24 protein-coding genes are annotated in these 23,028 nt (G+C 44.4%); 18 read left to right on the top strand and 6 right to left on the bottom strand.

Annotated features, from left to right (window positions below):
* Window positions 1-12 precede the first annotated feature (12 nt).
* Window positions 13-1,839: a DNA mismatch repair endonuclease MutL gene (gene mutL, locus BW944_RS01670; RefSeq protein ID WP_076556597.1), complete on the top strand. Its 1,827-nt coding sequence runs from the start codon at window positions 13-15 to the stop codon at window positions 1,837-1,839.
* Between the two features lie 90 nt (window positions 1,840-1,929).
* On the opposite strand, the gene BW944_RS01665 is transcribed toward mutL, so the two are convergent.
* Window positions 1,930-2,295, bottom strand: a complete 366-nt coding sequence (locus BW944_RS01665) for a helix-turn-helix domain-containing protein (RefSeq protein ID WP_076556596.1) — start codon at window positions 2,293-2,295, stop codon at window positions 1,930-1,932.
* Between the two features lie 221 nt (window positions 2,296-2,516).
* On the opposite strand from BW944_RS01665, the gene miaA reads away from it, so the two are divergent.
* From miaA to glnA, 6 genes are all read left to right on the top strand, one after another.
* Window positions 2,517-3,455, top strand: coding sequence for a tRNA (adenosine(37)-N6)-dimethylallyltransferase MiaA (gene miaA / locus BW944_RS01660; RefSeq protein WP_076556595.1), 939 nt, complete (start codon window positions 2,517-2,519; stop codon window positions 3,453-3,455).
* Window positions 3,456-3,494: 39 nt separating this feature from the next.
* The gene (gene hfq, locus BW944_RS01655; protein ID WP_076556594.1) at window positions 3,495-3,719 is read left to right on the top strand and encodes an RNA chaperone Hfq; all 225 of its coding nucleotides are present in this window, start codon (window positions 3,495-3,497) and stop codon (window positions 3,717-3,719) included.
* 163 nt (window positions 3,720-3,882) lie between these two features.
* A complete protein-coding gene (hflX, locus tag BW944_RS01650; RefSeq protein ID WP_076556593.1) occupies window positions 3,883-5,133 on the top strand; it encodes a GTPase HflX in 1,251 nt (416 codons plus the stop codon).
* Window positions 5,126-6,358, top strand: a complete 1,233-nt coding sequence (locus tag BW944_RS01645; protein WP_076556592.1) for a methionine gamma-lyase family protein — start codon at window positions 5,126-5,128, stop codon at window positions 6,356-6,358. Before hflX ends, BW944_RS01645 begins: the two co-directional genes overlap by 8 nt.
* Window positions 6,359-6,455: 97 nt before the next feature.
* Complete coding sequence (locus BW944_RS01640; protein ID WP_076556591.1) at window positions 6,456-6,860, top strand: MerR family transcriptional regulator; 405 nt, start codon at window positions 6,456-6,458, stop codon at window positions 6,858-6,860.
* A gap of 21 nt (window positions 6,861-6,881) precedes the next feature.
* Window positions 6,882-8,213 (top strand): type I glutamate--ammonia ligase, encoded by a 1,332-nt coding sequence (gene glnA, locus BW944_RS01635; protein WP_076556590.1) that lies wholly within the window; start codon window positions 6,882-6,884, stop codon window positions 8,211-8,213.
* Window positions 8,214-8,375: 162 nt separating this feature from the next.
* Here the strand turns inward: glnA and lexA are convergent, their stop codons facing one another.
* Window positions 8,376-9,005: a transcriptional repressor LexA gene (gene lexA, locus BW944_RS01630; protein ID WP_076556589.1), complete on the bottom strand. Its 630-nt coding sequence runs from the start codon at window positions 9,003-9,005 to the stop codon at window positions 8,376-8,378.
* A gap of 299 nt (window positions 9,006-9,304) precedes the next feature.
* Between lexA and BW944_RS01625 the strand changes: the two genes are divergently transcribed.
* The 6 genes from BW944_RS01625 (at window position 9,305) to BW944_RS01595 (ending at window position 14,285) form a co-directional block, all read left to right on the top strand.
* Complete coding sequence (locus BW944_RS01625; protein ID WP_076556588.1) at window positions 9,305-9,973, top strand: YneB family resolvase-like protein; 669 nt, start codon at window positions 9,305-9,307, stop codon at window positions 9,971-9,973.
* Window positions 9,974-10,017: 44 nt separating this feature from the next.
* The gene (locus BW944_RS01620; protein ID WP_076556587.1) at window positions 10,018-10,251 is read left to right on the top strand and encodes a DUF896 domain-containing protein; all 234 of its coding nucleotides are present in this window, start codon (window positions 10,018-10,020) and stop codon (window positions 10,249-10,251) included.
* Between the two features lie 118 nt (window positions 10,252-10,369).
* The gene (gene tkt / locus BW944_RS01615) at window positions 10,370-12,373 is read left to right on the top strand and encodes a transketolase (protein ID WP_076556586.1); all 2,004 of its coding nucleotides are present in this window, start codon (window positions 10,370-10,372) and stop codon (window positions 12,371-12,373) included.
* Between the two features lie 469 nt (window positions 12,374-12,842).
* Complete coding sequence (locus BW944_RS01605) at window positions 12,843-13,076, top strand: YneF family protein (protein WP_076556584.1); 234 nt, start codon at window positions 12,843-12,845, stop codon at window positions 13,074-13,076.
* A 262-nt stretch (window positions 13,077-13,338) separates the two neighbouring features.
* Window positions 13,339-13,785, top strand: coding sequence for a Na(+)/H(+) antiporter subunit B (locus BW944_RS01600; RefSeq protein ID WP_076556583.1), 447 nt, complete (start codon window positions 13,339-13,341; stop codon window positions 13,783-13,785).
* 11 nt (window positions 13,786-13,796) lie between these two features.
* On the top strand, window positions 13,797-14,285 hold the full coding sequence (locus tag BW944_RS01595; RefSeq protein ID WP_076556582.1) for a CcdC family protein: 489 nt from the start codon (window positions 13,797-13,799) through the stop codon (window positions 14,283-14,285).
* Between the two features lie 16 nt (window positions 14,286-14,301).
* Here the strand turns inward: BW944_RS01595 and BW944_RS01590 are convergent, their stop codons facing one another.
* Window positions 14,302-14,730: a DUF2621 family protein gene (locus BW944_RS01590; protein WP_076556581.1), complete on the bottom strand. Its 429-nt coding sequence runs from the start codon at window positions 14,728-14,730 to the stop codon at window positions 14,302-14,304.
* A gap of 206 nt (window positions 14,731-14,936) precedes the next feature.
* Here BW944_RS01590 and acnA point away from each other — a divergent pair, with 206 nt between their 5' ends.
* The 5 genes from acnA to BW944_RS01565 all read left to right on the top strand — a co-directional run bounded on the left by acnA (window position 14,937) and on the right by BW944_RS01565 (window position 21,449).
* The gene (gene acnA, locus BW944_RS01585) at window positions 14,937-17,642 is read left to right on the top strand and encodes an aconitate hydratase AcnA (protein WP_076556580.1); all 2,706 of its coding nucleotides are present in this window, start codon (window positions 14,937-14,939) and stop codon (window positions 17,640-17,642) included.
* A gap of 131 nt (window positions 17,643-17,773) precedes the next feature.
* Window positions 17,774-18,364 carry a TlpA family protein disulfide reductase gene (locus BW944_RS01580; RefSeq protein ID WP_076556579.1) on the top strand — a complete coding sequence of 197 codons (591 nt, stop codon included), beginning with the start codon at window positions 17,774-17,776 and terminating at the stop codon, window positions 18,362-18,364.
* Window positions 18,365-18,454: 90 nt separating this feature from the next.
* Entirely contained in the window at window positions 18,455-20,701 is a 2,247-nt protein-coding gene (locus tag BW944_RS01575) for an AAA family ATPase (RefSeq protein ID WP_076556578.1), read from the top strand.
* Window positions 20,702-20,703: 2 nt separating this feature from the next.
* Window positions 20,704-21,126 carry an acyl-CoA thioesterase gene (locus BW944_RS01570; RefSeq protein ID WP_076556577.1) on the top strand — a complete coding sequence of 141 codons (423 nt, stop codon included), beginning with the start codon at window positions 20,704-20,706 and terminating at the stop codon, window positions 21,124-21,126.
* Window positions 21,127-21,197: 71 nt separating this feature from the next.
* On the top strand, window positions 21,198-21,449 hold the full coding sequence (locus BW944_RS01565) for a hypothetical protein (RefSeq protein ID WP_327290621.1): 252 nt from the start codon (window positions 21,198-21,200) through the stop codon (window positions 21,447-21,449).
* A 26-nt stretch (window positions 21,450-21,475) separates the two neighbouring features.
* On the opposite strand, the gene BW944_RS01560 is transcribed toward BW944_RS01565, so the two are convergent.
* From BW944_RS01560 to folE2, 3 genes are read right to left on the bottom strand one after another with little or no spacing between them, the layout of a single operon-like run.
* Window positions 21,476-21,766: a HesB/YadR/YfhF family protein gene (locus tag BW944_RS01560; RefSeq protein WP_076556575.1), complete on the bottom strand. Its 291-nt coding sequence runs from the start codon at window positions 21,764-21,766 to the stop codon at window positions 21,476-21,478.
* Between the two features lie 4 nt (window positions 21,767-21,770).
* Entirely contained in the window at window positions 21,771-21,998 is a 228-nt protein-coding gene (gene yidD, locus BW944_RS01555; protein WP_076556905.1) for a membrane protein insertion efficiency factor YidD, read from the bottom strand.
* Between the two features lie 2 nt (window positions 21,999-22,000).
* Window positions 22,001-22,933 (bottom strand): GTP cyclohydrolase FolE2, encoded by a 933-nt coding sequence (gene folE2 / locus BW944_RS01550; RefSeq protein ID WP_076556574.1) that lies wholly within the window; start codon window positions 22,931-22,933, stop codon window positions 22,001-22,003.
* Between the last annotated feature and the right edge of the window lie 95 nt (window positions 22,934-23,028).

Here is a 23,028-nt window from a genome sequence, read left to right as displayed (position 1 = left end):
AGGAGGGGCGCTATGAGTTCTATTCATGTGATGCCTGATGCTCTTGCTAATAAAATAGCTGCAGGGGAAGTCGTTGAACGGCCGGCTTCTGTTGTCAAAGAGTTGATGGAAAACAGTATGGATGCCGGAAGTACAGTGATCAATATAGAATTGCAGGAAGCCGGGCTTGAATTCATTCGAATTTCTGATAATGGAAAAGGTATGGAAAAGGAAGACGTCGAGAAGGCCTTCCATCGTCACGCGACTTCCAAAATAAAGGACGAACATGATCTGTTTCATGTGAAAACTCTCGGGTTTCGGGGAGAAGCTTTAGCAAGTATAGCAGCTGTCAGTAAATTGACGGTGAAAACGTCTACAGGGGATTCATCAGGAACACGTTTATATATGGAAGGTGGAGAAACGAAAGAACAGACGCTCAGTGATGCAAGGCAGGGAACAGATATAAAAGTCGAAGAACTCTTTTTCAACACTCCTGCCAGATTGAAATACATGAAAACCATCCACACAGAACTCGGGCACGTGACGGATGTTGTAAATCGAATGGCTTTAGCCCATCCGGAAGTGAAAATCAAACTGGAACACCAGGGAAAAGTGATTTTTCAAACAAGTGGACGAGGAGAGAAACTGCAGGTCATTTCTCAAATTTACGGTAGTCATGTGGCCAGGCTCATGAAGAGAGTTTCGGGGGAAGATAAAGATTTCAGAATCGATGCTTATGTAGGAAAACCCGAAATCACCAGAGCTTCAAGGCAATACATGTCGTTAATAGTGAATGGGAGGTTCATACGAAATCAGAAATTGGTGCAGGCTATCTTGAAAGGGTATGACACCTTATTGCCGATTGGTAAATATCCGATAGCCCTGATTGCGATAGAAATGGATCCGGTTCTCGTTGATGTAAACGTCCATCCTGCAAAATTGGAGGTCCGTTTCAGCAAAGAGCAGGAACTTTTCGACTTGATTCAGCAAACAATCCGAAAAGCATTCCGTGAAGAAACACTCATCCCTGAGGCTTCCATGGCCCAAAAGAAAGATAAAAGCAAAAATGAACAAACTTCTATGGTATTCGAAAGATCTGAACCGGTTGCTGAAAAAAAAGGAATGCAAGACCCGCCACGACAAAATAAAGGTGAACAACAAGCAGTTATTGAAAAAATGGAGGAGGAACCTTCGTTGAAAGAAGAGGAGGGTATCTCCAGGCAGGAAGAAAAGATTACTGGTCCTCCTTACAGCAATGAAACTACCTCTAAAAGAAGAGTGCCGAAAATGTATCCGATCGGACAGCTGCACGGAACATATATAATTGCTCAAAACGATGAAGGAATGTACATGGTCGACCAGCATGCTGCACAAGAAAGGATCAAATATGAGCGATTCAAGAAAAACCTGGCTGAACCTGAGCATACGGTTCAGGAGTTGCTTGTCCCCCTTACGTTCACTTTTCCTGCGAAAACGGCAATGAAAATCGAAGAGAACATGAAAGCTCTTGAAGAAGTCGGTTTGTTTTTTGAAACTTTCGGTACTAACACATATATCGTCCGTTCTCATCCGAAGTGGTTTCCGGAAGGATATGAAAGTGAAGTCATCGAAGAAATCGTAGAAGAGCTTGAGCAGACCGATAGATTGAGTATCGAAGAATTGAGAGATGATGCTGCAGCACTTATGTCATGTAAAGGATCGATCAAAGCTAATCATCATTTGACGACGAACGACATGGAAGTGCTGTTAGAAGATCTGACAGCGGCAAAAGATCCGTTCACTTGTCCGCATGGCCGGCCCATCATCGTATTCTTTTCAGGATATGATATCGAGAAAATGTTCAAAAGAGTGATGAATTGAACGTTTATTCAATTTAAAAGGAGATGTTAAGAGGATAACCTCTTAACATCTCCTTTTTTGTTTGATTATGTCATCTTTATGAATAAAAAATTAAAATTGCTGTTGCTTTTGTTGCTGTAGCAGAAATTGAAAATAGTTCTCCAGTTGCTGAACATTGCTGGTCTCCAATTTCATCAACTCTTCATACTTAAGAAAAAGAGGGGGAGAAAGATTCATTTCTCTCATATGTTGCATAATTTTTGAATATTGATCCACCGATGAGTCAGATAATCCTAAAAGATAATCGGAAGTAGTATATAAAGCAGAAGCCAGATTACGAATATCATTCACATCAGGAAAAGTGTATGCTCTTTCCCAATTAGAAACAACCTGGGAGGTGACTTCGATTTTTGCAGCCAGTTCCTGTTGAGTATAATTATTCTCTTTTCTCAACTCCTTGATTTTCTCATGTAACATTAGTATCACTCTCCTATAATCATCATACTAAAAAATAACGGAATAAGAAAGAGAAACTAACGATAAAGTTTACCTTTTGTAACGATTTCCGTTTCTTATCTGTAACGTAATCAGTTACAAGTTAATAACGTTTTCCGTTACTAAAGAATAACAAAACCCGTTACCTATGTAGTTTTTCCTTCGACTCATGTAAAATGAGGGGTGGAAAGTGGTGATAATTGATGAAAAATACAGTGATCTCTATTGTAGGGCCGACGGCAGTCGGGAAATCCAAATTAGGAATCGAACTTTGCGAAACATTCAATGGAGAAATCATCAGCGGGGATTCCATGCAGATTTATAAAGGTATGGATATTGGTACTGCCAAGGTTTCAAGTGAGGAAGCCCGTAATATCCCGCACCATATGATTGATATAAAATCTCCTGATGAAGAATTTTCTGCAGCAGAGTTCCAAAGTAAAGCCAGGCATTTAATTGAAGATATTATTTCGAGAGGGAAACTTCCAGTCGTTGTAGGAGGCACGGGGATGTATATCCAATCCCTTCTATTCGACTATTCTTTTGCGAAACAGCCAAAAAACTATGAAGTAACAAAAAGGTTGGAAGATGAGTTGAGTGAGCGTGGAGGAAAAGCTATGCATGAACGTCTGGCTGTTGTTGATCCGGAAGAAGCCGGTAAGATCCACCCCAATAACACAAAGAGAACGATACGCGCTCTCGAAATATTGGAAACCACCGGAATAACGAAAACAGAACACCACAAAAATCAAAATACTTCTCCTTATAATTATTGGATCATCGGTTTGGAAATGGAAAGAAATTTGTTATATAACAGAATTGACCAAAGGGTCAATTCAATGGTCAGAGAAGGACTGGTAGAGGAAGTGGAAACTTTATTGAAAAGTGTGCCGAGGGACGCCCAAGCTATGAAAGCTATCGGTTATAAAGAATTGATCCCTTACCTGGATGGCGAGATCGAATTTGAAGAAGCGGTGGAATTGTTGAAGAGGAATTCCCGCAGGTATGCAAAGAGGCAGTACACGTATTTTAAAAATAAGCTTCCGGTTGATTGGTACGAAGTGAATGAACAGAACTTCACTGAAAAAAAGTTGATGATTTTAGAAGAAATAGAAGGATTTTTATTTGGAACAGAGAATTAAATATATATGTAGAGAGATAGAATGGAGGAGGTACATTTCATGGCACAATCAGTAAACATTCAGGACAATTATTTAAATCAGTTACGTAAAGACAGAATCCCAGTTACTCTATTTTTATTAAATGGTTTTCAATTAAAAGGTACCGTTAAAGCATTTGATAATTTCACCGTCCTTGTAGAAACCGAAGGGAAGCAGCAACTAATATTCAAACATGCTATATCGACGTTTGCTCCTACTAAAAATGTATCAATAGAAGAAATGTGAATTGGGTGCTTTAAGCACCCAATTTTCTTTTTTCGAATCTTTTTCCATATGAAGTATTTATGAGATAATGAAAGACGACCTGGATTTCGTTTATGATGTCGCTTTTGTATAATCTGTAGTAAATATGAAAAAGAGAGTGCAACACACGAGGAGGAATTAGCTTTTGGATAAAGAAAAAGTCCTGATACTAGCACGTAAAAACCCTTTACATAAGGAAGATTTCGACTATTCGATCGAAGAATTGAAGGATCTGACGGATACTGCGGGAGGAGAAGTGGTTCACACGTTAGTGCAACAACTCGAACGACCCCATCGAGCTCACTATCTCGGGGATGGTAAACTTACGGAAGCTGAAGAGCTGATTGATGACTTGGGCATTAACCTCGTAGTCGTCAATGACGAGTTGACCCCTTCTCAGCTCCGAAATATTACGAATAGACTTGAGGTGAGGGTCATTGATAGAAGTCAACTTATTCTTGATATATTCGCTTACCGGGCTAAGACGAAGGAAGGGAAGTTGCAGGTGGAGCTTGCTCAACTGCAATATTTGCTTCCGAGACTATCAGGACAGGGGACTGAGCTATCGCGTCTCGGAGGTGGCATTGGTACCCGTGGTCCTGGTGAGACGAAATTGGAAACGGATCGCCGGCACATAAGAAGAAGAATCACCGATGTCAAAAAACGGCTGGAACAAGTAGTCGAACATAGAAAACAGTATCGGGAGCGCAGAAAAGAAAATAATGTTTTTCAAATAGCTATCGTAGGATATACGAATGCTGGAAAGACGACATTTTTTAACAAAATCACTTCTGCAGAGTCCTTGCAGGAAAATCAGTTATTTGCAACGCTTGATCCGCTGACGAGACAGACGAAACTCCCTTCCGGTTTACAAGTGCTGATTTCTGATACCGTCGGATTTATTCAACATTTGCCGACCACGTTGATCGCTGCTTTCCGTTCCACGCTTGAAGAAGTGACGGAAGCCGATTTCATTCTGCATATTGTAGATGCCTCTCACCCGAATCATGAAAGTCATGAAAAGACTGTCCTTTCGTTGCTAGGGGAGCTCGAGGCAGAAAATATCCCGAAACTGACTGTTTATAACAAGCAGGATAAAGTGAGTGGGCCGTTCACTCCGATGGAAAAACCTTTTGTGAAAACCTCCCTCACAGATGATACAGATGTCCCAAACGTGATTTCGGCCATCGAAGGTGTACTTCGTGACATCTGGGATCCGTATCATATTTATGTGAAGGCAGAAGAAGGGAAATTTCTGAACACGCTGGAAATGAACACCATTGTTACGGTGCGTGAGTTCAAAGAAGATAGAAAAGAGTACGTGGTGCGAGGGTATATAAATCCGGAACATCCGCTTAGGGATAAACTGATCCCGAAGGAGTCGGAAGATGAATAAATCGATGCATGTGGAAGAAGAATTAGCCCCATATAAGAAAATGATTGAAGATACAGCCCTATATAATCAGGAGAAAGTGCTGGATGCTTTTCAGGCAAAGCGAGTGTCGGATCGTCATTTCCACTCGGAAACCGGATATGGGTATGACGATGAAGGGCGAGAAGTTCTTGAAAGTGTCTACGCTGAAATTTTTGGTGCTGAAGATGCTCTCGTAAGGCCCCAATTCGTCTCCGGAACACACGCGATCTCTACTTCATTTTTCGGTATTTTGAGACCTGGAGACAAGCTATTGTATGTCACTGGTGCTCCTTATGACACGTTAGAAGAGGTGATCGCGCCCTCGAAGGAGGGGGAGGATAACGGATCTTTATATAACTATGGCATCGCTTATGAATCATTGCCATTGAAAGACGGTCAGGTCGACGTCGGGAGATTCGAGGAGGTTATCACCTCCCGTACTAAAATGGTGGCTATCCAACGGTCGAAAGGATATGCGGATCGACCTTCATTTACGATTGAAGAAATTGGAGAAATCGTCAGGGAAATTAAAAAAGTGAATCCAGAAGCGGTTGTATTCGTCGACAACTGCTACGGAGAGTTTGTGGAAAAGCTGGAACCTCCGGAAGTCGGGGCCGATCTCATAGCAGGGTCATTAATCAAAAATCCCGGTGGTGGAATCGTAAGGACCGGCGGGTATATAGCCGGAAGAAAAAGTCTTATTGAAAGATGTGCTCACAGACTCACGGCCCCCGGACTCGGTAAAGGAGTCGGCTCAAGCCTTTCTGTTTTGCAGGAAATGTATCAGGGCATTTTTCTTGCTCCTCATATAGTGGGGGAAGCGCTGAAGGGAGCTGTATTTACTGCCAGATACCTGGAGACGGAAGGGTTCGCTACAAGTCCCTCCTATGATGAGTATCGAACGGATCTCATTCAGTCGGTTTATTTCGATTCTGCTGAACAGATGATAGCCTTCTGTCGGCAGATTCAAGCTGCTTCTCCTGTGAATAGCTTCGTTCATCCGGAACCTGGCCCGCTGCCCGGGTACGATAATGAAGTCATCATGGCTGCAGGTACCTTTATTCAGGGGGCGAGTCTTGAATTGACAGCGGATGGTCCGCTTCGCCCGCCTTATATGGCCTTCATTCAGGGTGGGTTAACTTTTGAACATGTGAAAATTGCTATAAGCAGGGCGGTCAAAGCTGTGTGGAAACAAGGATCAGAGTAATCTGGTCCTTGTTTTATGTGAACTTTTCTAACATCCCTTGACATTTATCTGTTTTGAATTATACTAATAGTAAGAATTTTTTGAGGAGGTGGCACAAATGAGTGATGATATCAGACGCTCGATGCCGCTATTTCCAATGGGGATCGTCCAGTCTCTGACCGACCTCACTCCTCGGCAAATTCGTTATTACGAGCAAAATGAACTTGTAACTCCTGCTCGTTCCAAAGGAAATCAGCGCTTGTTTTCATTTAATGATGTAGACCGGCTTTTAGAGATCAGATCTCTGATTGAAAAAGGTGTAAACCTTGCCGGAATCAAGCAGGTGTTTGATTTGAAACAGGAAGAGAAGCAGCCGGAATACAAACCGGAAGAAATCGAAGAGGTGCACAATCAACTCTCCGAGAAAGAGTTGCGGAAAATGCTTCGTAATGAAATTATGCACGAAGCGGGTAAAGGGAAATTTGGACTTAGACAGGGAGAACTGTCCAGGTTCTTCCACTAAAAATGTACAGGAGGCACACGCATGGGATTAACCAGAAAAGAAATTTACAAAAAGATCGAGGAAGAGAACGTAAAATTCATCCGACTACAATTCACTGATATGCTCGGAGTAATTAAAAACGTAGAAATTCCATTCAGCCAGCTTGATAAAGCTTTAGATGGGGTAATGATGTTCGATGGTTCTTCAATCGAAGGTTTCGTACGTATTGAAGAATCCGACATGTACTTAGTTCCTGACTACGATTCGTTCCTGGTACTGCCTTGGACGTCCGAAAAAGGGAAAGTCGCAAGATTCATCTGTGACATTTACAACCCGGATGGTACACCTTTTGAAGGTTGCCCACGGTATAACTTAAAGCGTAATCTCAAGAAAATGGAAGAACTCGGATTTTCCGCGTTCAACCTCGGTACAGAGCCTGAATTCTTCCTTTTCAAACTTGATGAAAATATGGAACCGACTCTTGAACTCAACGATAAGGGTGGCTATTTCGACCTTGCGCCAACCGACTTGGGTGAAAATTGCCGTCGTGATATCGTGCTTGAGCTGGAAGAGATGGGTTTTGAAATTGAAGCGTCCCACCACGAAGTGGCACCTGGACAGCATGAAATTGATTTCAAATACTCTGATGCAGTGAAACACTGTGATGACATCCAAACGTTCAAACTTGTCGTTAAGACGATCGCCCGTAAGCATGGTCTGCACGCAACCTTTATGCCGAAACCATTGTTTGGTGTGAACGGCTCCGGTATGCACGCAAATATGTCTCTTTTCACAGAAGATGGTAATGCTTTCTTCGACGAAAATGGGAAAGAGCAGCTTTCTGAGGTAGCTTATCAATTTACAGCGGGAATCCTGAAGCACGCAATGGCTTTCACAGCTGTGACGAACCCGACTGTAAACTCGTACAAGCGCCTGGTTCCCGGTTATGAAGCGCCTTGTTACGTGGCGTGGTCTGCACAGAACAGAAGCCCACTCATCCGCGTGCCTACTTCCCGTGGTGTGAGTACACGTATCGAAGTACGTAGTGTTGACCCTGCCGCTAACCCGTACCTTGGCATGGCAGTTCTATTGGCAGCCGGACTTGACGGGGTAGAGAATAAACTCTCCGTACCTGAACCGGTAGACCGTAACATCTATGTTATGGATAAAGAAGAACGTGAAGCAGCGGGCGTTAGAGACCTTCCTGCTACACTTTACGATGCACTTCAGGAGCTGAAAAAAGATAAAACAATGGTTGATGCTCTTGGCGAACATCTATACGAACACTTTGTCGAAGCAAAAGAAATCGAATGGGATATGTTCCGTACCCAAGTACACCCTTGGGAGAGAGAACAGTACCTGCAGATCTATTAATTCAAAAACCCTTCGGAGCGCAGCTCTCCGAAGGGTTTTTATTCATTTCCCCACAATAATGAAGAGTTTGAATAAGAACAAACAGACCCGCACGGGAGCGATAAATTCACTCGCGTGCGGGTCTGTTTTGAAAAGAACGATTTAATTTATATGGCTATCTGATCAGTGAACACTCCGGAACAACCCGACCACTTTGCCTAGAATAGTTACATCATCGAGAAGGATAGGGTCCATCGCTCTGTTCTCTGGCTGAAGCCGAACATGATCCGATTCTTTGAAAAAGCGTTTGACAGTAGCTTCCCCTTCATCGGTCATACCAACGACGATATCTCCGTTTTGTGCCGTGCTCTGTTTGCGAACGATAACTTTGTCTCCATCGAGAACCCCGGCTTCAATCATACTTTCCCCCTGAACGACCAGGATGAACGTGTCTTCATCTGTGCTACTTATAGCATCAGGAATCGGTAAATATTCCTCGATATTTTCTATTGCTGTAATAGGAGTACCCGCTGTTACTTTACCTATGACAGGAGCGAAAGATGCTTCTCTTTTCGGGATTTTCGATTCCTGTTCGTCTTCCAAATCGATAACCTCGATAGCGCGCGGTTTCGTAGGGTCTCGTCTGATGAAACCTTTCTTTTCGAGACGGGCCAGATGACCGTGGACTGTAGAACTTGAGGCAAGACCCACGTACTTGCCGATTTCTCTGACAGACGGAGGGTAGCCTTTGTCAATCACTTCCTGTTTAATGAAGTCTAATATCTCTTGCTGTCGTTTTGATAGGTTAGTCATGTGCTCACATCCTGTATATAAAATTTATTACATACATTGTAGCATGGTGTTCGCATAAATACAAACAGGCGTTCGAATTTCCTGTTGACAAGAACAATAGTTCGTATATAATATGAATTACACGAACACAAGTTCCAAGGAACAATAGTTCTTACAGGAGGTATTCTATGTTTCACAAACTTTCGAAACAAGACGTGACACACATCATTTTATTTATTTTGAGCTTGGTTTTTCTTTATTTCTCCATGGTCTCCAGTGCCTGATTCCTGTATCATCTCCGGAGAGAAGGGGGTCATAGGATGAGGGCGGTCTTGTATTGCAGGGTAAGTACAGAAAAAGAAACGCAGGAAACATCCATACAGAGACAAAAAGAAGAATTATTGAAACTGGCCGGAATTCATGGCATGGAAGTCATAGAAATTATCATAGAAAAAGAAAGCGGCTACTCTATTGAAAGAGAAGGGGTATTGAAAGCACTCGATCTTTTTTCTGCCGGGGATGCAGAAGCACTGTTGATTCAGGATGAAACTCGTCTCGGGAGAGGGAATACGAAAATAGCTTTATTACACCAATTGGAAAAACTAGGAGTTTCGGTGTTTTCCGTTACAGGAAATGGAGAACTTGAGGTGTCGGAATCAGACTCCATGGTGCTCCAGATTGTAGGTATCGTGGAGGAGTACCAGCGCCAACTTCACAATATGAAAATAAGACGGGGTATGAAAAAAGCAGTGGAGGAAGGGTTCAATCCTCTCGAAAATCTGAAAAACATAGATCAAGCCAAAGGCAGGGAACGGAAAGATTTTCCTATAGAAGAAGTGATAAAGCTAAGGGATAAAAAACTCACGTTCCAGGAAATTGCATCCACGTTGAGGGGGATGGGGTACGATATTTCCAAAGCTACCGTTCATAGAAGATTCAAAGAATATCAATCAGTTGAAAACAGTGAGTACACGCGTTACGATATATAAATAAATCAATTCTGCAATAAGAATGAATAAGAGGTGATGGAACCGTGTTATCACAGGACAAACTTGATCGTATAAATGCACTGGCCAATAAGAAGAAGGAACAGGGCTTAACTTCCGAAGAACAGTCAGAACAGCAGGAATTACGCCAGGAATATTTACAAAACGTTCGCAAATCGTTCAAAAATCACTTGAAAGGGATGACAGTCATCGACCCTGAAGGGAAAGACGTAACCCCTGAAAAAGTGAAACGCATGCAAGAAAATGAGAAAAAACATTAAAAACCTGCGAATCAAAACGCAGGTTTTTTGATGAAAACGCTTTAGTGACTTGCTATGAAACTGATTTCATTATAGGATTGTACTTGTTACATATTCCGCACCTGAAAGGGGAATGACATTGACAAAAAATATTGAAGCACAGTCTATTAATACTATTCGTACACTGACAATTGATGCAGTCGAAAAAGCGAGCTCCGGACATCCGGGGATGCCAATGGGCACAGCTCCTTTAGCTTACAAGCTTTGGACAGAATTCATGAACCATAACCCTAAAAACGCCGACTGGTTTAACAGAGACCGGTTTGTTTTATCAGCAGGGCACGGATCCATGCTGCAGTACAGTCTCCTGCATCTATCCGGGTACAATGTTTCTATTGATGATTTGAAAAATTTCCGTCAGTGGGATTCTAAAACTCCCGGTCACCCGGAAGTAGGTCACACCCATGGCGTAGAAGCGACGACGGGTCCACTCGGTCAAGGTATCTCTATGGCAACCGGAATTGCTATGGCTGAAGCGCACCTTGCAGCGAATTACAATACGGACAAACATAACGTGGTGGACCACAATACGTATGTTGTCTGCAGTGACGGAGATCTGATGGAAGGTATTTCACACGAATCAGCTTCTCTTGCCGGACATCTGGGTCTCGGGAAACTCATCGTATTGTATGATTCCAACGATATTTCACTCGATGGTGAACTGAATCGTGCTTTCAGTGAAAACGTGGAAAAAAGATACGAGGCTTACGGCTGGCAGGTTCTTCGTGTGGATGATGGAAATGACACGAAAGCTATCGTCGATGCGTTGAAACAAGCGAAAGATAATACGGAACAGCCGACAATGATTGAAGTGAAAACGGTTATCGGCTATGGGGCGCCGACGAAATCCGGAAAAGCGGACGCTCACGGTGCACCTCTCGGTGAAGAAGAAGTGCAGAAGACCAAAGAGTATTATGGATGGGAGCACGAACCTTTCCATGTGCCGGATGAGGTTTATGCGGACTTCAAAGAGAAAATTCAGGATCGTGGCGAAAAGAAAGAACAAGAATGGAATCAGCTATTTGAAGAGTATAAGAATTCCAATCCTGAACTAGCCGAGGAACTGGAAAAAGCGATGAATGGTGAATTGCCGGAGGGATGGGAACAAGCCCTTCCTGTTTATGAACCTACCAGTGATAAAGTGGCTACTCGTGCGACCTCCGGAGAAGCGATCAATGCACTATCTGACAAAATCCCTTATTTCTTCGGGGGCAGTGCAGACCTTGCAGGATCAAACAAAACGACAGTAAAAGCGCAGGAGGACTTCGCTAAAGGGAATTATGCCGGTCGTAATATATGGTTCGGGGTACGTGAACATGCCATGGCTGCCGCATTGAACGGTATGGCTCTTCACGGCGGTCTGAAAGTGTACGGTGGCACGTTCTTCGTGTTCAGTGACTATTTACGTCCTTCTCTTAGACTGTCAGCGATTCAGAACCTTCCCGTTAACTATGTGTTTACTCATGATTCTATCGCTGTCGGGGAAGATGGACCTACACATGAACCGGTAGAACACTTGGCCGCTCTTCGTGCAATTCCTAACCTCTCCGTCATTCGTCCGGCGGACGGTAATGAATCAAGTGCTGCATGGAGACTTGCACTTGAATCTACGTCGCAACCGACGGCCCTTGTGCTCACAAGACAGGGACTGCCGACGCTTGAAGGTACAAAGGAAAAAGCGTACGAAGGTGTGAAAAAAGGTGCCTATGTGTTGAGCGGTTCCGAGAAAGAGACGCCGGATACGATTCTTTTAGCTTCCGGGTCTGAAGTGCAGCTCGCTGTAGCAGCCCAAAAGGAACTGAAAAATAAAGGCATCGACGCCCGGGTTGTCAGTGTAGCTTCCTTTGATCGATTTGAAGCTCAGAGTGACGCGTATAAAGAAGAAGTACTTCCAACGAGTATCCGTAACCGTGTCGCTATTGAAATGGCCACGTCCTTTGGATGGGACCGTTTCGTAGGACTCGACGGAAAAGTTGTCGGCATTGACCGCTTCGGTGCTTCTGCTCCAGGAGATACGGTTATCGAGAACTACGGCTTTACTGTAGAAAACGTAGTGAAACAGGTGGAAAGTTTCGTTAAGTGAAATTAATACAGAAACTCCGGATACCTTCCGGAGTTTCTGTATGTTACATACTTTTGCAAAAGATCAAAGCACCGTTCATCAGTAGTGTTGCTATCCATCAAGAGGCCCAAGAGCAGACCAGCCGACTCCGGCGGAAAGCTTCCGTTCATATGGGAGGCATTCCGGGGAATCGTCTGTGAAGGGTGAAGAGGATAAGTTTCTTGTTTCAGCTTATGAGCGGCGATATGATATAATGTAGGAAGAAATGCAGTAGTGGTACGAGGGTTTACTAGTCCGACAGATATGAATTTGGACAGTTTTTCTTGACTGGCGACTAGGGAACGAGCAATTTTTTAATCGGAAAAGATTTCTTAGTGAGAGAGGGCGTTGTTTTGGGCAAACAATAGGTGGTAGCCGTGCATCCCCTATTGTAATCCCCGTCCCGATTTACTATACTGTTATGGGATATATCACGAAAGGGGAACTAATCATGGAATTAGGAATTATATGGATCATTCTGATTGCATTGGTTGCGCTGCTTGCAGGAGCGGCATTAGGGTTTTTCATTGCAAGAAAATATATGATGAATTATTTGAAAAAGAACCCGCCAATTAACGAACAAATGTTGCGGACGTTGATGATGCAGATGGGGCAAAAGCCGTCTCAGAAGAAAATCAATCAAATGATGAAGCAAATGAATAATCAATCGAATCAATCAAAATAACGGGATTCCTTATTAACGAAAATACTTTCAAGCCACTCTTACTATTGGTGATGATCACTAATGTTGAGTGGCTTTTCTATGTATAGAGCGGAGATTTTGCGAATCACATCTTATAAATACTTAGTAGTTACTCCGAAACGCAAAACAACCTCCAACCAATAATCAAACTACAAGTGATGAAGGAAATTTTATTCGTCTTTTAAAATAATTTTTGGTAGAATGAACACACAAATGTATAGTTGAAGAAAGTAGGTGTCTTTTTGTGAAGAGAAACAGCAATGATTTGATTTTAAAAACGATGACTTCGATAATCGCGTTTATTCTTCTTGGCTTCTCCGTTTACTTATTCTTCGCGGGGCATAATGCGCCGGGAGGAGGATTTATCGGAGGCTTGATGACCTCTGCAGCTATAGTATTAATGAATATGGCGTATGGGCAGTCAGGGATGAGGAATTCTCTGCCGATTAATTTCCGATTTCTCTTTAAACTTGGGCTTTTAATCGCATTGTTGACCGGTATGGGTTCTTTTCTTTTCGGGGAACCGTTTCTGAGCCAGACCTTTGCTTACTTTCAGCTTCCTATCCTTGGTCGGACGGAACTGGCTACAGCACTCTTATTCGATCTCGGTGTTTATTTAACGGTAATCGGTGTCACGATGACGATCATACTTTCCATCGCGGATGATCGTAGGGAAGAAGTTACGCAGTAAGGAGTTATCCTATGAATACTTTTTTGTTGATTGTTTCCACGTTTGTAGGGGCTGTCATGGCCGTTGTTATGATTTTTGTCAGAAAAAAGGCATCCGAACGACCTGCCAGTATCAAAAAAATTATACTACCGCCTTTGTTCATGAGTTCAGGAGCACTGATGTTTGTGTTTCCGATGTTCAGAATCAGCGCATCTCAAGTGGTGGAAGCATTTGCTGTAGGAGTATTGTTTTCAGTATTCCTGATTTTCACCTCCCGGTTTGAAGTATGGGAGGGGAGGATCTACCTTACTCCTTCGAAGCTGTTCATCGGGGTATTGATGGGATTATTGGCTTTCAGGATTGTTTTCAAACTGATCATCGGCCAGGTGATTTCCTTCGGTGAAACGAGCGGGATGTTTTTTGTGCTCGCTTTTGGAATGATCATTTCCTGGAGACTGGCAATGCTTTATAAATATATTAAGCTAGAGAAAAGTATGGAAACGACAAAAGCACCGCTATAATCAGCGGTGCTTTTGTTTATACTTCAAGCAGTTCTTCATAAGGAGCTGTATCTATTTCTTTCTCTTTCAGTTTCTTTACGAGAAATTTATGGTCACGTTTTGGTGTAGCAAGGATATAACCTTCTATAATCGTATCCTGTGTCATGTGACGGAGTCTTCTTTCTAATGCGAGTCTCCCGATTTCGCCGGCGATTCGTTGCTGAGCCACGTCCCTGAACAATTCGGGGACAGGAGAAGTCAATTCTTCTAAAAAGATTTTCTGATCCTCGCTCCACAACTGTCTTGTCTTTTCTATATAGAATTCTTCCCAGTCAATCGTTGAAATCCCATCTTCTTTCGGCATCCGTTTCAGGAATTTGCGGAACATGAAAAATCCACCGATCCCCATAAGTACGATCATGATGAGGATCCAACCTATTATGAACAATGAAAATCCGAGATTCATAGTATCACCTATTCTTTCATAGTCACTCTTTATTATAAAAGGAATGGGGCACAAACACAATGAAGTGCAGCATAAAAAAATAGTCTATTCATTTTACTTTGAAATTGTTTTCATTTACAATATAAAGGGCGTAATTATAGTATTGCAGTAGGTGAAAAGAATACATTTTTCTTTTTACAGTAAGAATGATAAGGGGGATAAGAGACATGGCAAACCATCCATTCAATGCGAAAAAGCAATTTGAATCAAATGGAAAAACGTACAATTATTATGACTTGAAATCTCTGGAGGAAGCGGGACTGGGTAAAATATCACGCCTTCCTTTTTCAATTCGGATTTTGCTTGAATCTTTGCTTCGTCAGCACGACGGAAGAGTAATCGCTGACGAACACGTAGAAAGCCTGGCGAAATGGGGACAGGACGACAGCAAAGGAGAAGATGTGCCTTTCAAACCATCTCGTGTCATCTTGCAGGACTTCACCGGGGTGCCGGCGGTCGTCGATTTGGCAAGCTTAAGAAGAGCGATGGTCGACATGGGTGGCGAACCGGAAAAGATCAACCCGGAAGTACCGGTGGACCTTGTTATCGACCACTCTGTACAGGTAGATCAGTACGGTACAAGTTCGGCGCTTCAAGCGAACATGGAACTGGAATTCGAACGGAACAAAGAGCGTTATGAATTCCTTCACTGGGCTCAGAAAGCATTTGATAACTATCGTGCTGTACCACCTGCAACCGGTATTGTGCACCAGGTGAACCTGGAGTACATAGCGAACGTCGTACATTCAAAAGAGAATGAAGACGGGAGTGTGGATACATACCCTGACACACTTGTAGGTACAGACTCTCACACGACGATGATCAACGGTCTCGGTGTTCTCGGCTGGGGTGTAGGCGGCATTGAAGCGGAAGCGGGCATGCTTGGCCAACCTTCCTATTTCCCTGCACCGGAAGTTATCGGAGTTAAACTTAAAGGAAGTTTCCCTCAAGGTACTACAGCGACTGACCTGGCTCTTAAAGTGACCCAGCGCCTGCGTGAAGCGAACGTGGTCGGGAAATTCGTCGAGTTCTTCGGGCCTGGGCTCCAGGAAATGCCGCTTGCCGATCGTGCTACGATTTCCAATATGGCTCCTGAATACGGTGCAACTTGCGGTTTCTTCCCGGTAGACGGAGAATCCCTTGATTATCTTCGCCTTACAGGGCGTACGGAGGAACAGATTGACCTTGTTGAAAAATACTGCAAGGAAAACAGCCTGTGGTATGACCCTTCTTATGAAGATCCGGAATTCACTGAACTTATTGAAATAGAACTGGATGAACTGGAGCCGAACCTTTCTGGACCGAAACGTCCTCAGGATTTGATTCCTTTCTCTGAAATGAAAGAGTCGTTCACAAATGCGATAACTGCTCCGGAAGGAAACCAGGGCTTCGGTTTTGATGAATCCGAGTTCAATAAGAAAGCAACCGTGGAATTCGCAAACGGAGACACAGCGGAAATGAACACAGGGGCACTGGCTATCGCAGCTATTACATCATGTACGAACACGTCCAATCCACATGTGATGCTCGGAGCAGGTCTGGTAGCGAAAAACGCAGTTGATAAGGGCTTGGATGTTCCAGAATACGTAAAAACTTCTCTTGCACCCGGTTCTAAGGTCGTAACCCGCTATCTCGAAGATTCCGGGTTGATGAATTATCTGAATCAGCTAGGTTTCAACCTTGTCGGGTATGGTTGTACGACATGTATCGGTAACTCGGGTCCCTTGCTTCCTGAGATTGAAAAAGCGATTGCGGATACAGATTTGACCGTTTCGTCCGTACTTAGTGGGAACCGGAACTTCGAAGGTCGTATTCACCCGCTCGTGAAAGCGAACTATCTGGCGTCGCCACCTCTTGTCGTTGCCTATGCACTGGCAGGAACTGTAAATATCGACCTGAAGAACGAACCGATTGGTCAGGATCAGCAGGGCAATGATGTATTCTTCGACGATATCTGGCCAAGTCAGGAAGAGATCAAAGAACAGATCTCCAGTGTAGTGACGCCTGAAATCTATCGTAAAGAATATGAAAATATATTTAATTCCAATGAAAAATGGAATGAGATTGAAACGACCGATGAGCCTCTGTATGACTGGGATGATGAGTCCACCTATATTCAGAATCCTCCGTTCTTCGAAGGGCTTTCCAAAGAATCAAACCCTGTGAAGCCGTTGAACGGAATGCGGGTAATCGGTAAGTTCGGAGATTCTGTCACAACCGACCACATTTCACCGGCCGGTGCCATCCCGAGCAGTATGCCGGCAGGCGAATATCTGCAGGAAAAAGGCGTGTCTCCTCGTAACTTCAACTCCTACGGGTCCCGTAGAGGTAACCATGAAGTGATGATGCGTGGTACGTTCGCTAACATCCGTATCCGTAACCAACTGGCTCAGGGTACAGAAGGCGGCTATACGACGTACTGGCCGACAGAAGAGGTTATGCCTATCTATACAGCAGCTATGAAGTACAAAGAGGATAACACGCCTCTTGCTGTCATCGCCGGAGATGATTACGGTATGGGAAGCTCCCGGGACTGGGCTGCGAAGGGTACGGACCTTCTTGGTATCGAAACGGTCATCGCTCAGAGTTTCGAGCGTATCCACCGTTCCAACCTGGTTATGATGGGTGTCCTGCCATTGCAGTTCCAAAGTGATGACACGATCGAAACACTCGGCCTTACTGGTCGTGAAACGATCGACGTGGAAATCGGTGAAGACGTGAAGCCGCATGATCTTGTAAAAGTCACAGCTACGGATGAAGACGGGAATAAGAAAGAATTCGAAGTTATCGCCCGTTTCGACAGTGAAGTAGAAATTGACTACTACCGTCATGGTGGCATCCTGCAAATGGTGCTTCGTAACAAGCTGAAATAAGAAGTTCTCGAATGAAGAGGTGTGCGGTTCGTCCGCACACCTCTTTCTTTTTCCTGCTAACGTTCAGGATTTCTATTCGGAAAACTTTTATGGTAAACTTTCAGAAGATACGGTAAAGGGGTTCGTTCACGATGAAAAAATTGACCACACTTATCATAGCATCATTCCTTATCGCACTTGTACTTTATAGTGTAGTGGAATACACCAATGGAGCGGAGGAGTCGGGAGGCGAGTACAATGTGTCCGGGGACACCGATCAGGAAGGCACAGCAATCGTCCCTCCTGAAGCCGACGAAGGAATCGAAATAGGGGAACAGGCGCCGAATATCCCGCTTCAGACTCTCCAGGGAAAAAAGACAAACGTGGATCACTACAAAGGCAAACCAGTCATATTGAACATATGGGCTACCTGGTGCCCGCCCTGCAAGGAAGAAATGCCGGGGGTGCAAAGATTCCATGAGAAGTATGGGGAAGACGTGACTGTTCTCGCTGTCAATGCGACCTCCACCGAAGAGGATCCTTCGAATGTTTCCCGGTATATCCAGAAGGAAGGTTTTACATTCGAAACGTTGCTTGATAAGGAAGATCAGCTTTCTGAAAAGTATCAGACTTTCACGATTCCAGCCACCTATTTCATTAATAGTGATGGAACGATCCACTCCCGTAAATTCGGGCCAATGACCTATGAGTTCATGACAGACAAAATGAAAAAACTTGATTGATACTTGATTGTAAAAAGATCACTCCTTCTGGTGGTCTTTTTTTAAAGCGATCGAGCTATGGTAAAATACAGACAGGAAGGAAGTGAAAGGATGGCCGTGTCAGAAGAATGGAAATCAATCGAAACTGCTCCGCCGTGGAAAGAACCGGAGATTCTGCGGATGCTCGAAGAAGAAGGACGTAATGCGAGGGAGAAAGCTTTGCTTCGTGTTGCTCTCGTTTATCATAGACTTCAAAGACAGCCGAAAGGGGATGAATTATCTCCGGGGATATTGGCAGAAGCGAAGAATGCAGACGGTACACTGAAACTGATCAGGGAAATGGAATCGCTGCAGCATCTGTTGCGCCTTATCCACTATACAAATCGGTTTATTCAACATGCCCCTAGTTTACGTGAAACGGATCATATCAGCCAAAAGGTGAAAAAAACGACTGAACTCCAGGAGTCTCTATTGTTCCTTTTACGGTTATTCGACGAAGATTATGTGAATCAGACCGTAGTGGATGCGAGGTCGCAGTGGAAGACGTACCAACAGTTAAATGAAACGATGGCTCATCTGGAAGAGATAGTCAGGTATGCATTGGAGACACGCGAATCGAAACGGATGAAGATATCGACTTCAGAGGTTAGCCGTCTGTTACGCCGGGTGGAAGAGGAGACGAAGGAGCTTGAATTCCATCTTCCTATTGCTTTCAAACATACACCCGGACGTTCGGCACTGGATGCGCTTGAAGATATGATCGGACTTGAAGATGTGAAGACTTACATCCATCAGTACTATCATTTCCTGAAATATCAGCAGGACCGGAAGACATTCGGTTTTTCCATGGTGGATGAACCTTCCCTGCACATGATTATGACGGGGAATCCAGGAACAGGCAAAACGACCCTGGCAAGATTATTGGCTGAGATCTACTATGAACTAGGACTGCTCCAAACGACGGAAGTGGTGGAAGTGAACCGTTCCCATCTGGTCGGTTCTTATATGGGACAAAGTGAAGAAAACACGATGAATTACATAAAAGAAGCACAAGGGGGGGTATTATTCATCGATGAAGCCTATAGTCTTAAGCGGGAAGGCCAATCCGGAAACGACTACGGTCAGGCTGTGATCGATACGCTCGTTTCCGCCATGACGAGTAAGGAGTACGCAGGGACGTTCGCGGTGATCCTTGCCGGATACCCGGAAGAAATGAGACAGTTTCTGTGGGCGAATCCCGGGCTGAGAAGCCGTATACCTGAACAGAACCGCCTCGATCTTCCGGACTATTCCTCGAGTGAGCTACTTGAGATCGGCGAACATATGGCACTCGAGAACGATTTCTTTTTTACCAAAGAAGCGCTAGGACGCCTGGAGATATTGATTGAAAAAGAACAGGTCGATGAATCGTTCGGTAACGCCCGTAGCGTCAGAAACCTCGTCCTGAAAACCATTTTCTATAAAGGATCCCGGGAGGCCGTGGACGAAGGGGATAACTGGCTTGCCCATATGAGGATCACAGAGGAAGACATGCGCTGGGAGGATGAGAAGGAGCAGAAACAACGTTCCGGGGTGGAGCGGCTGCATGAATTGATAGGTCTCGATACAGTGAAAAGAGAGGTGGAGAAGCTTTCCTCCTTTGTCCAAATGCAACAACAGCGGAAAAAGGAAGGCTATCCTACTGTACCTATCCAGCTCCATTCTGTATTCAGCGGAAATCCGGGCACCGGTAAAACGACGGTCGCCGAGATCTACGCCACTGTACTGAAAGATTGTGGCCTTTTAAAACGGGGGCATGTCGTAGTCGCTTCCCGTAGTGATCTCGTAGCGGGATTTGTAGGTCAGACAGCGATAAAGACGAAGAAAAAGATACGAGAGGCTCTTGGTGGAGTGTTGTTCATCGATGAAGCTTATTCGCTCCGAAGCGGAATGAAAGATGATTTTGGGAAAGAAGCTATTGAAACACTCGTGGATGAAATGACCAAACAAAATGAAAACCTCGTCGTCATCCTTGCCGGGTACGAAGAAGAAATGAAGAAGCTGATTGAAAGTAATCCGGGACTTGCTTCCCGTTTTAAGAAATTTTTCCACTTCCCGGATTATTCCGCGCAGGAATTGCTCCGAATGATGGAGAAAACCGTAGCAACTTACTCGTATGAGCTGTCTCCAAAAGCGCGGGAGTACTTGGAAACGGCTTTGTTGAATACTCGCGTAGAAGGAAATGGTCGTTTCATCGGAAATCTGATGGATGAAGCCGTGCAGTATCATGCATGGCATCAGCAGGGAGAAAATACGAGCCTCATTTTTACTGAAAAAGATATAGAAGAAGCATGGAGAGCAGTACGAAGGGAGTCCTAAGAATGAAGATCAATACGACAGAAATTCAGGTAAGGTATCAGGAGACGGATATGATGGGAGTGGTCTACCATGCGAATTATCTCATATGGTTTGAAATAGGCAGGACGTCCCTGATCGAAGAGTTCGGGTTCAGCTATAAGGAGATGGAGGATGCGGGAATCGTCTCCCCGGTGACAGATGTAAGAGTCTCTTTTCAAAAACCGGTAAGGTATGGAGACCAAGTATCGGTGCGTACGTGGATTGCTGAATACACCGGTGTCAAAACGACGTATGCTTATGAAGTGGTCCATCATGACGGCACGGTTGCTGTCACCGGATCTTCCGACCATGTCCTCGTTAAGAAGGACACATTTCGCCCTACCTCCCTCAGAAAAGCGTTCCCGACCTGGCATGAAACATATAAGCTTGCGGTGGAACAAGACTGATGGCGTTCGGCATCGGAAAAAGCGAGTTAAGGCAGTGGAAAAAGGACGTGGTACAAGGGGAGATTTCTTTTTTGACACATTATTGGATCGATGATCGATTCCCTGGATGTGACACGGTGACGAAAGTGGGCTGTAGTGATGTCGAAAAGTTGAAAAGGTGGGGGAGGAAGTACGGACTTAAGCCGGAATGGATCGATTTCAGAGAAGCCTTCCCCCATTATGACCTGTTCGGGAAGCATCAGTTTGACATATTGCAGGCGGAAGGAAAAGAGGATCACATCAGGCGTTTTGAACTGGATAAAAAAAGGAGCCGCTATATGTGAAGCGGCTCCTTTTTAGCAATGGATGTTCAGTTTTCGTAAGACATCGCAGGCTCTTCCCATTGCTCATCATAAGAAACGTGGAGGGAGTGATTGTCAAAGTACCATTCATCCGATTTTTCAATATAAAATGTTATACCTTCGACGCTCGTTTCAGCCACAGCTTCGTAAGGGGTATCCACTTTGATACCCAATGAAAAACCGGGTTGCAATCCGCCGACTCCCCCGTACCTTACATAAAACTGGAGATTATCGTTTTCCTCAAGGTCAAGCTCGTCTTTATACCAGGAGGCTGCTTCTTCTGTAACTGTAATATTCATGGAATCACTCCTTCTGTTTTTTCTCCGGTACCACGTCTACTCCTCCAGGATGAAACGGGTGACACTTCAGGATCCGTTTTCCAGTGAGGACCATACCTTTCAGGAAGCCGTGCGTTTGAAAAGCAACGAGGCCATATTCCGAGCATGTCGGATAAAACCTGCAGGTCGGGGGAGTGAAAGGACTGATTCCTTTTCGGTAAAAACGGATCAGACCGATCATCAGTTTCGTCATCATCAGAGTTCATCAGTTCGTTTATCGAAAGTCAGGGAGGCGACAGCATCGTGTAAATGAATCGACTCTTCGTTGCGACAGGATACTTCGAAAGCTTCTACAAACGGGTGTTCATATAAATCTGCGGCCACAAGGCGGACCATGTCTTCGACGAATCTCGGATTTTCATAAGCCTGTTCCGTGACCATTTTTTCATCCGGACGTTTCAGAACAGGGTGGATGCGTGCGCTGGCGTTGCTTTCAGCGGCTTCGAGAAGAGCTTCCTTCCAATCCGTGCGGGCTTCGTCAAAATCTTCTTCAAGAGTGACGGCCATAGATACATTCCCTCGTTGGTTATGAGCACTATACTCACTGATTTCTTTCGAGCATGGACACAGTGTCGTTATTTTCCCGGTTAATCCGGTCTGGATATCGAATCCGTCCGTTCTGGAATAAGATACGGAAATAAAAGCGTCCGCATGATTCATACCGGCAAGTTCCGAAGAAGGACCTTTCCGCTCAAAAAACCAGGGAAAATCGACCTTGATGAAGGCATCATCCCGCTTGAGACGTCCGGCAAGCTCTCTGGCAAACTCTTTCAAAGAGGCGATCGTCACGGTGAACCCCTGTTCATAGTACTTGGTGAGCTGTTCGGTGAAGCGGCTCATGTTGGTTCCCTTGCTTCCCTTTGCGATAGAGGAAGAGAAGGTGAAGGTGCCGATGGTGGTCTGTTCCTCAGGGGTCATAAAGCTTTTCACTTTAATCGGGTGCTTTACATTATTGATGCCGACTACGTCTATATCGAACAGATAATCCTGTTTTGCATTTTGTAAATCCGCCATCTTATCTTTGTCCACAGGCTTGGTTTTCGGCCCTGGGTCTATAGAACCGAATAATTTGTGGCGTTCTTGTTTAGGTGGCAAAGATGCCGGAGTGTCTATATCAGTTTTGTTCATCACGAAGACTCCTTTCCACGACTTTTCTCACAAGAAGTATACCTTATATGTTTTTTGATTTACAATTAAATGCTTTCTGGAAGCGATTCATGAAC

Source organism: Salimicrobium flavidum (genome assembly GCF_900156645.1).
GTDB classification, from domain to species: Bacteria; Bacillota; Bacilli; order Bacillales; family Halobacillaceae; genus Salimicrobium; species Salimicrobium flavidum.
The sequence above is the reverse complement of the archived record's forward strand: the minus strand, read 5'-3'. Positions and strand labels throughout refer to the sequence as shown.

Excerpts from the sequence above, each read along its gene's own strand:
- BW944_RS01580 (WP_076556579.1), top strand. The coding sequence starts at position 17,774 with ATGAAAAAATTGACCACACTTATCATAGCATCATTCCTTATCGCACTT.
- lexA (WP_076556589.1), bottom strand. The coding sequence starts at position 9,005 with ATGACTAACCTATCAAAACGACAGCAAGAGATATTAGACTTCATTAAA.
- BW944_RS01590 (WP_076556581.1), bottom strand. The coding sequence starts at position 14,730 with ATGAATCTCGGATTTTCATTGTTCATAATAGGTTGGATCCTCATCATG.
- BW944_RS01605 (WP_076556584.1), top strand. The coding sequence starts at position 12,843 with ATGGAATTAGGAATTATATGGATCATTCTGATTGCATTGGTTGCGCTG.
- BW944_RS01570 (WP_076556577.1), top strand. The coding sequence starts at position 20,704 with ATGAAGATCAATACGACAGAAATTCAGGTAAGGTATCAGGAGACGGAT.
- yidD (WP_076556905.1), bottom strand. The coding sequence starts at position 21,998 with ATGACGAAACTGATGATCGGTCTGATCCGTTTTTACCGAAAAGGAATC.
- miaA (WP_076556595.1), top strand. The coding sequence starts at position 2,517 with ATGAAAAATACAGTGATCTCTATTGTAGGGCCGACGGCAGTCGGGAAA.
- BW944_RS01645 (WP_076556592.1), top strand. The coding sequence starts at position 5,126 with ATGAATAAATCGATGCATGTGGAAGAAGAATTAGCCCCATATAAGAAA.
- acnA (WP_076556580.1), top strand. The coding sequence starts at position 14,937 with ATGGCAAACCATCCATTCAATGCGAAAAAGCAATTTGAATCAAATGGA.
- mutL (WP_076556597.1), top strand. The coding sequence starts at position 13 with ATGAGTTCTATTCATGTGATGCCTGATGCTCTTGCTAATAAAATAGCT.
- BW944_RS01665 (WP_076556596.1), bottom strand. The coding sequence starts at position 2,295 with ATGTTACATGAGAAAATCAAGGAGTTGAGAAAAGAGAATAATTATACT.
- BW944_RS01560 (WP_076556575.1), bottom strand. The coding sequence starts at position 21,766 with ATGAATATTACAGTTACAGAAGAAGCAGCCTCCTGGTATAAAGACGAG.
- BW944_RS01595 (WP_076556582.1), top strand. The coding sequence starts at position 13,797 with ATGAATACTTTTTTGTTGATTGTTTCCACGTTTGTAGGGGCTGTCATG.
- BW944_RS01575 (WP_076556578.1), top strand. The coding sequence starts at position 18,455 with ATGGCCGTGTCAGAAGAATGGAAATCAATCGAAACTGCTCCGCCGTGG.
- hfq (WP_076556594.1), top strand. The coding sequence starts at position 3,495 with ATGGCACAATCAGTAAACATTCAGGACAATTATTTAAATCAGTTACGT.
- glnA (WP_076556590.1), top strand. The coding sequence starts at position 6,882 with ATGGGATTAACCAGAAAAGAAATTTACAAAAAGATCGAGGAAGAGAAC.
- BW944_RS01640 (WP_076556591.1), top strand. The coding sequence starts at position 6,456 with ATGAGTGATGATATCAGACGCTCGATGCCGCTATTTCCAATGGGGATC.
- folE2 (WP_076556574.1), bottom strand. The coding sequence starts at position 22,933 with ATGAACAAAACTGATATAGACACTCCGGCATCTTTGCCACCTAAACAA.
- BW944_RS01625 (WP_076556588.1), top strand. The coding sequence starts at position 9,305 with ATGAGGGCGGTCTTGTATTGCAGGGTAAGTACAGAAAAAGAAACGCAG.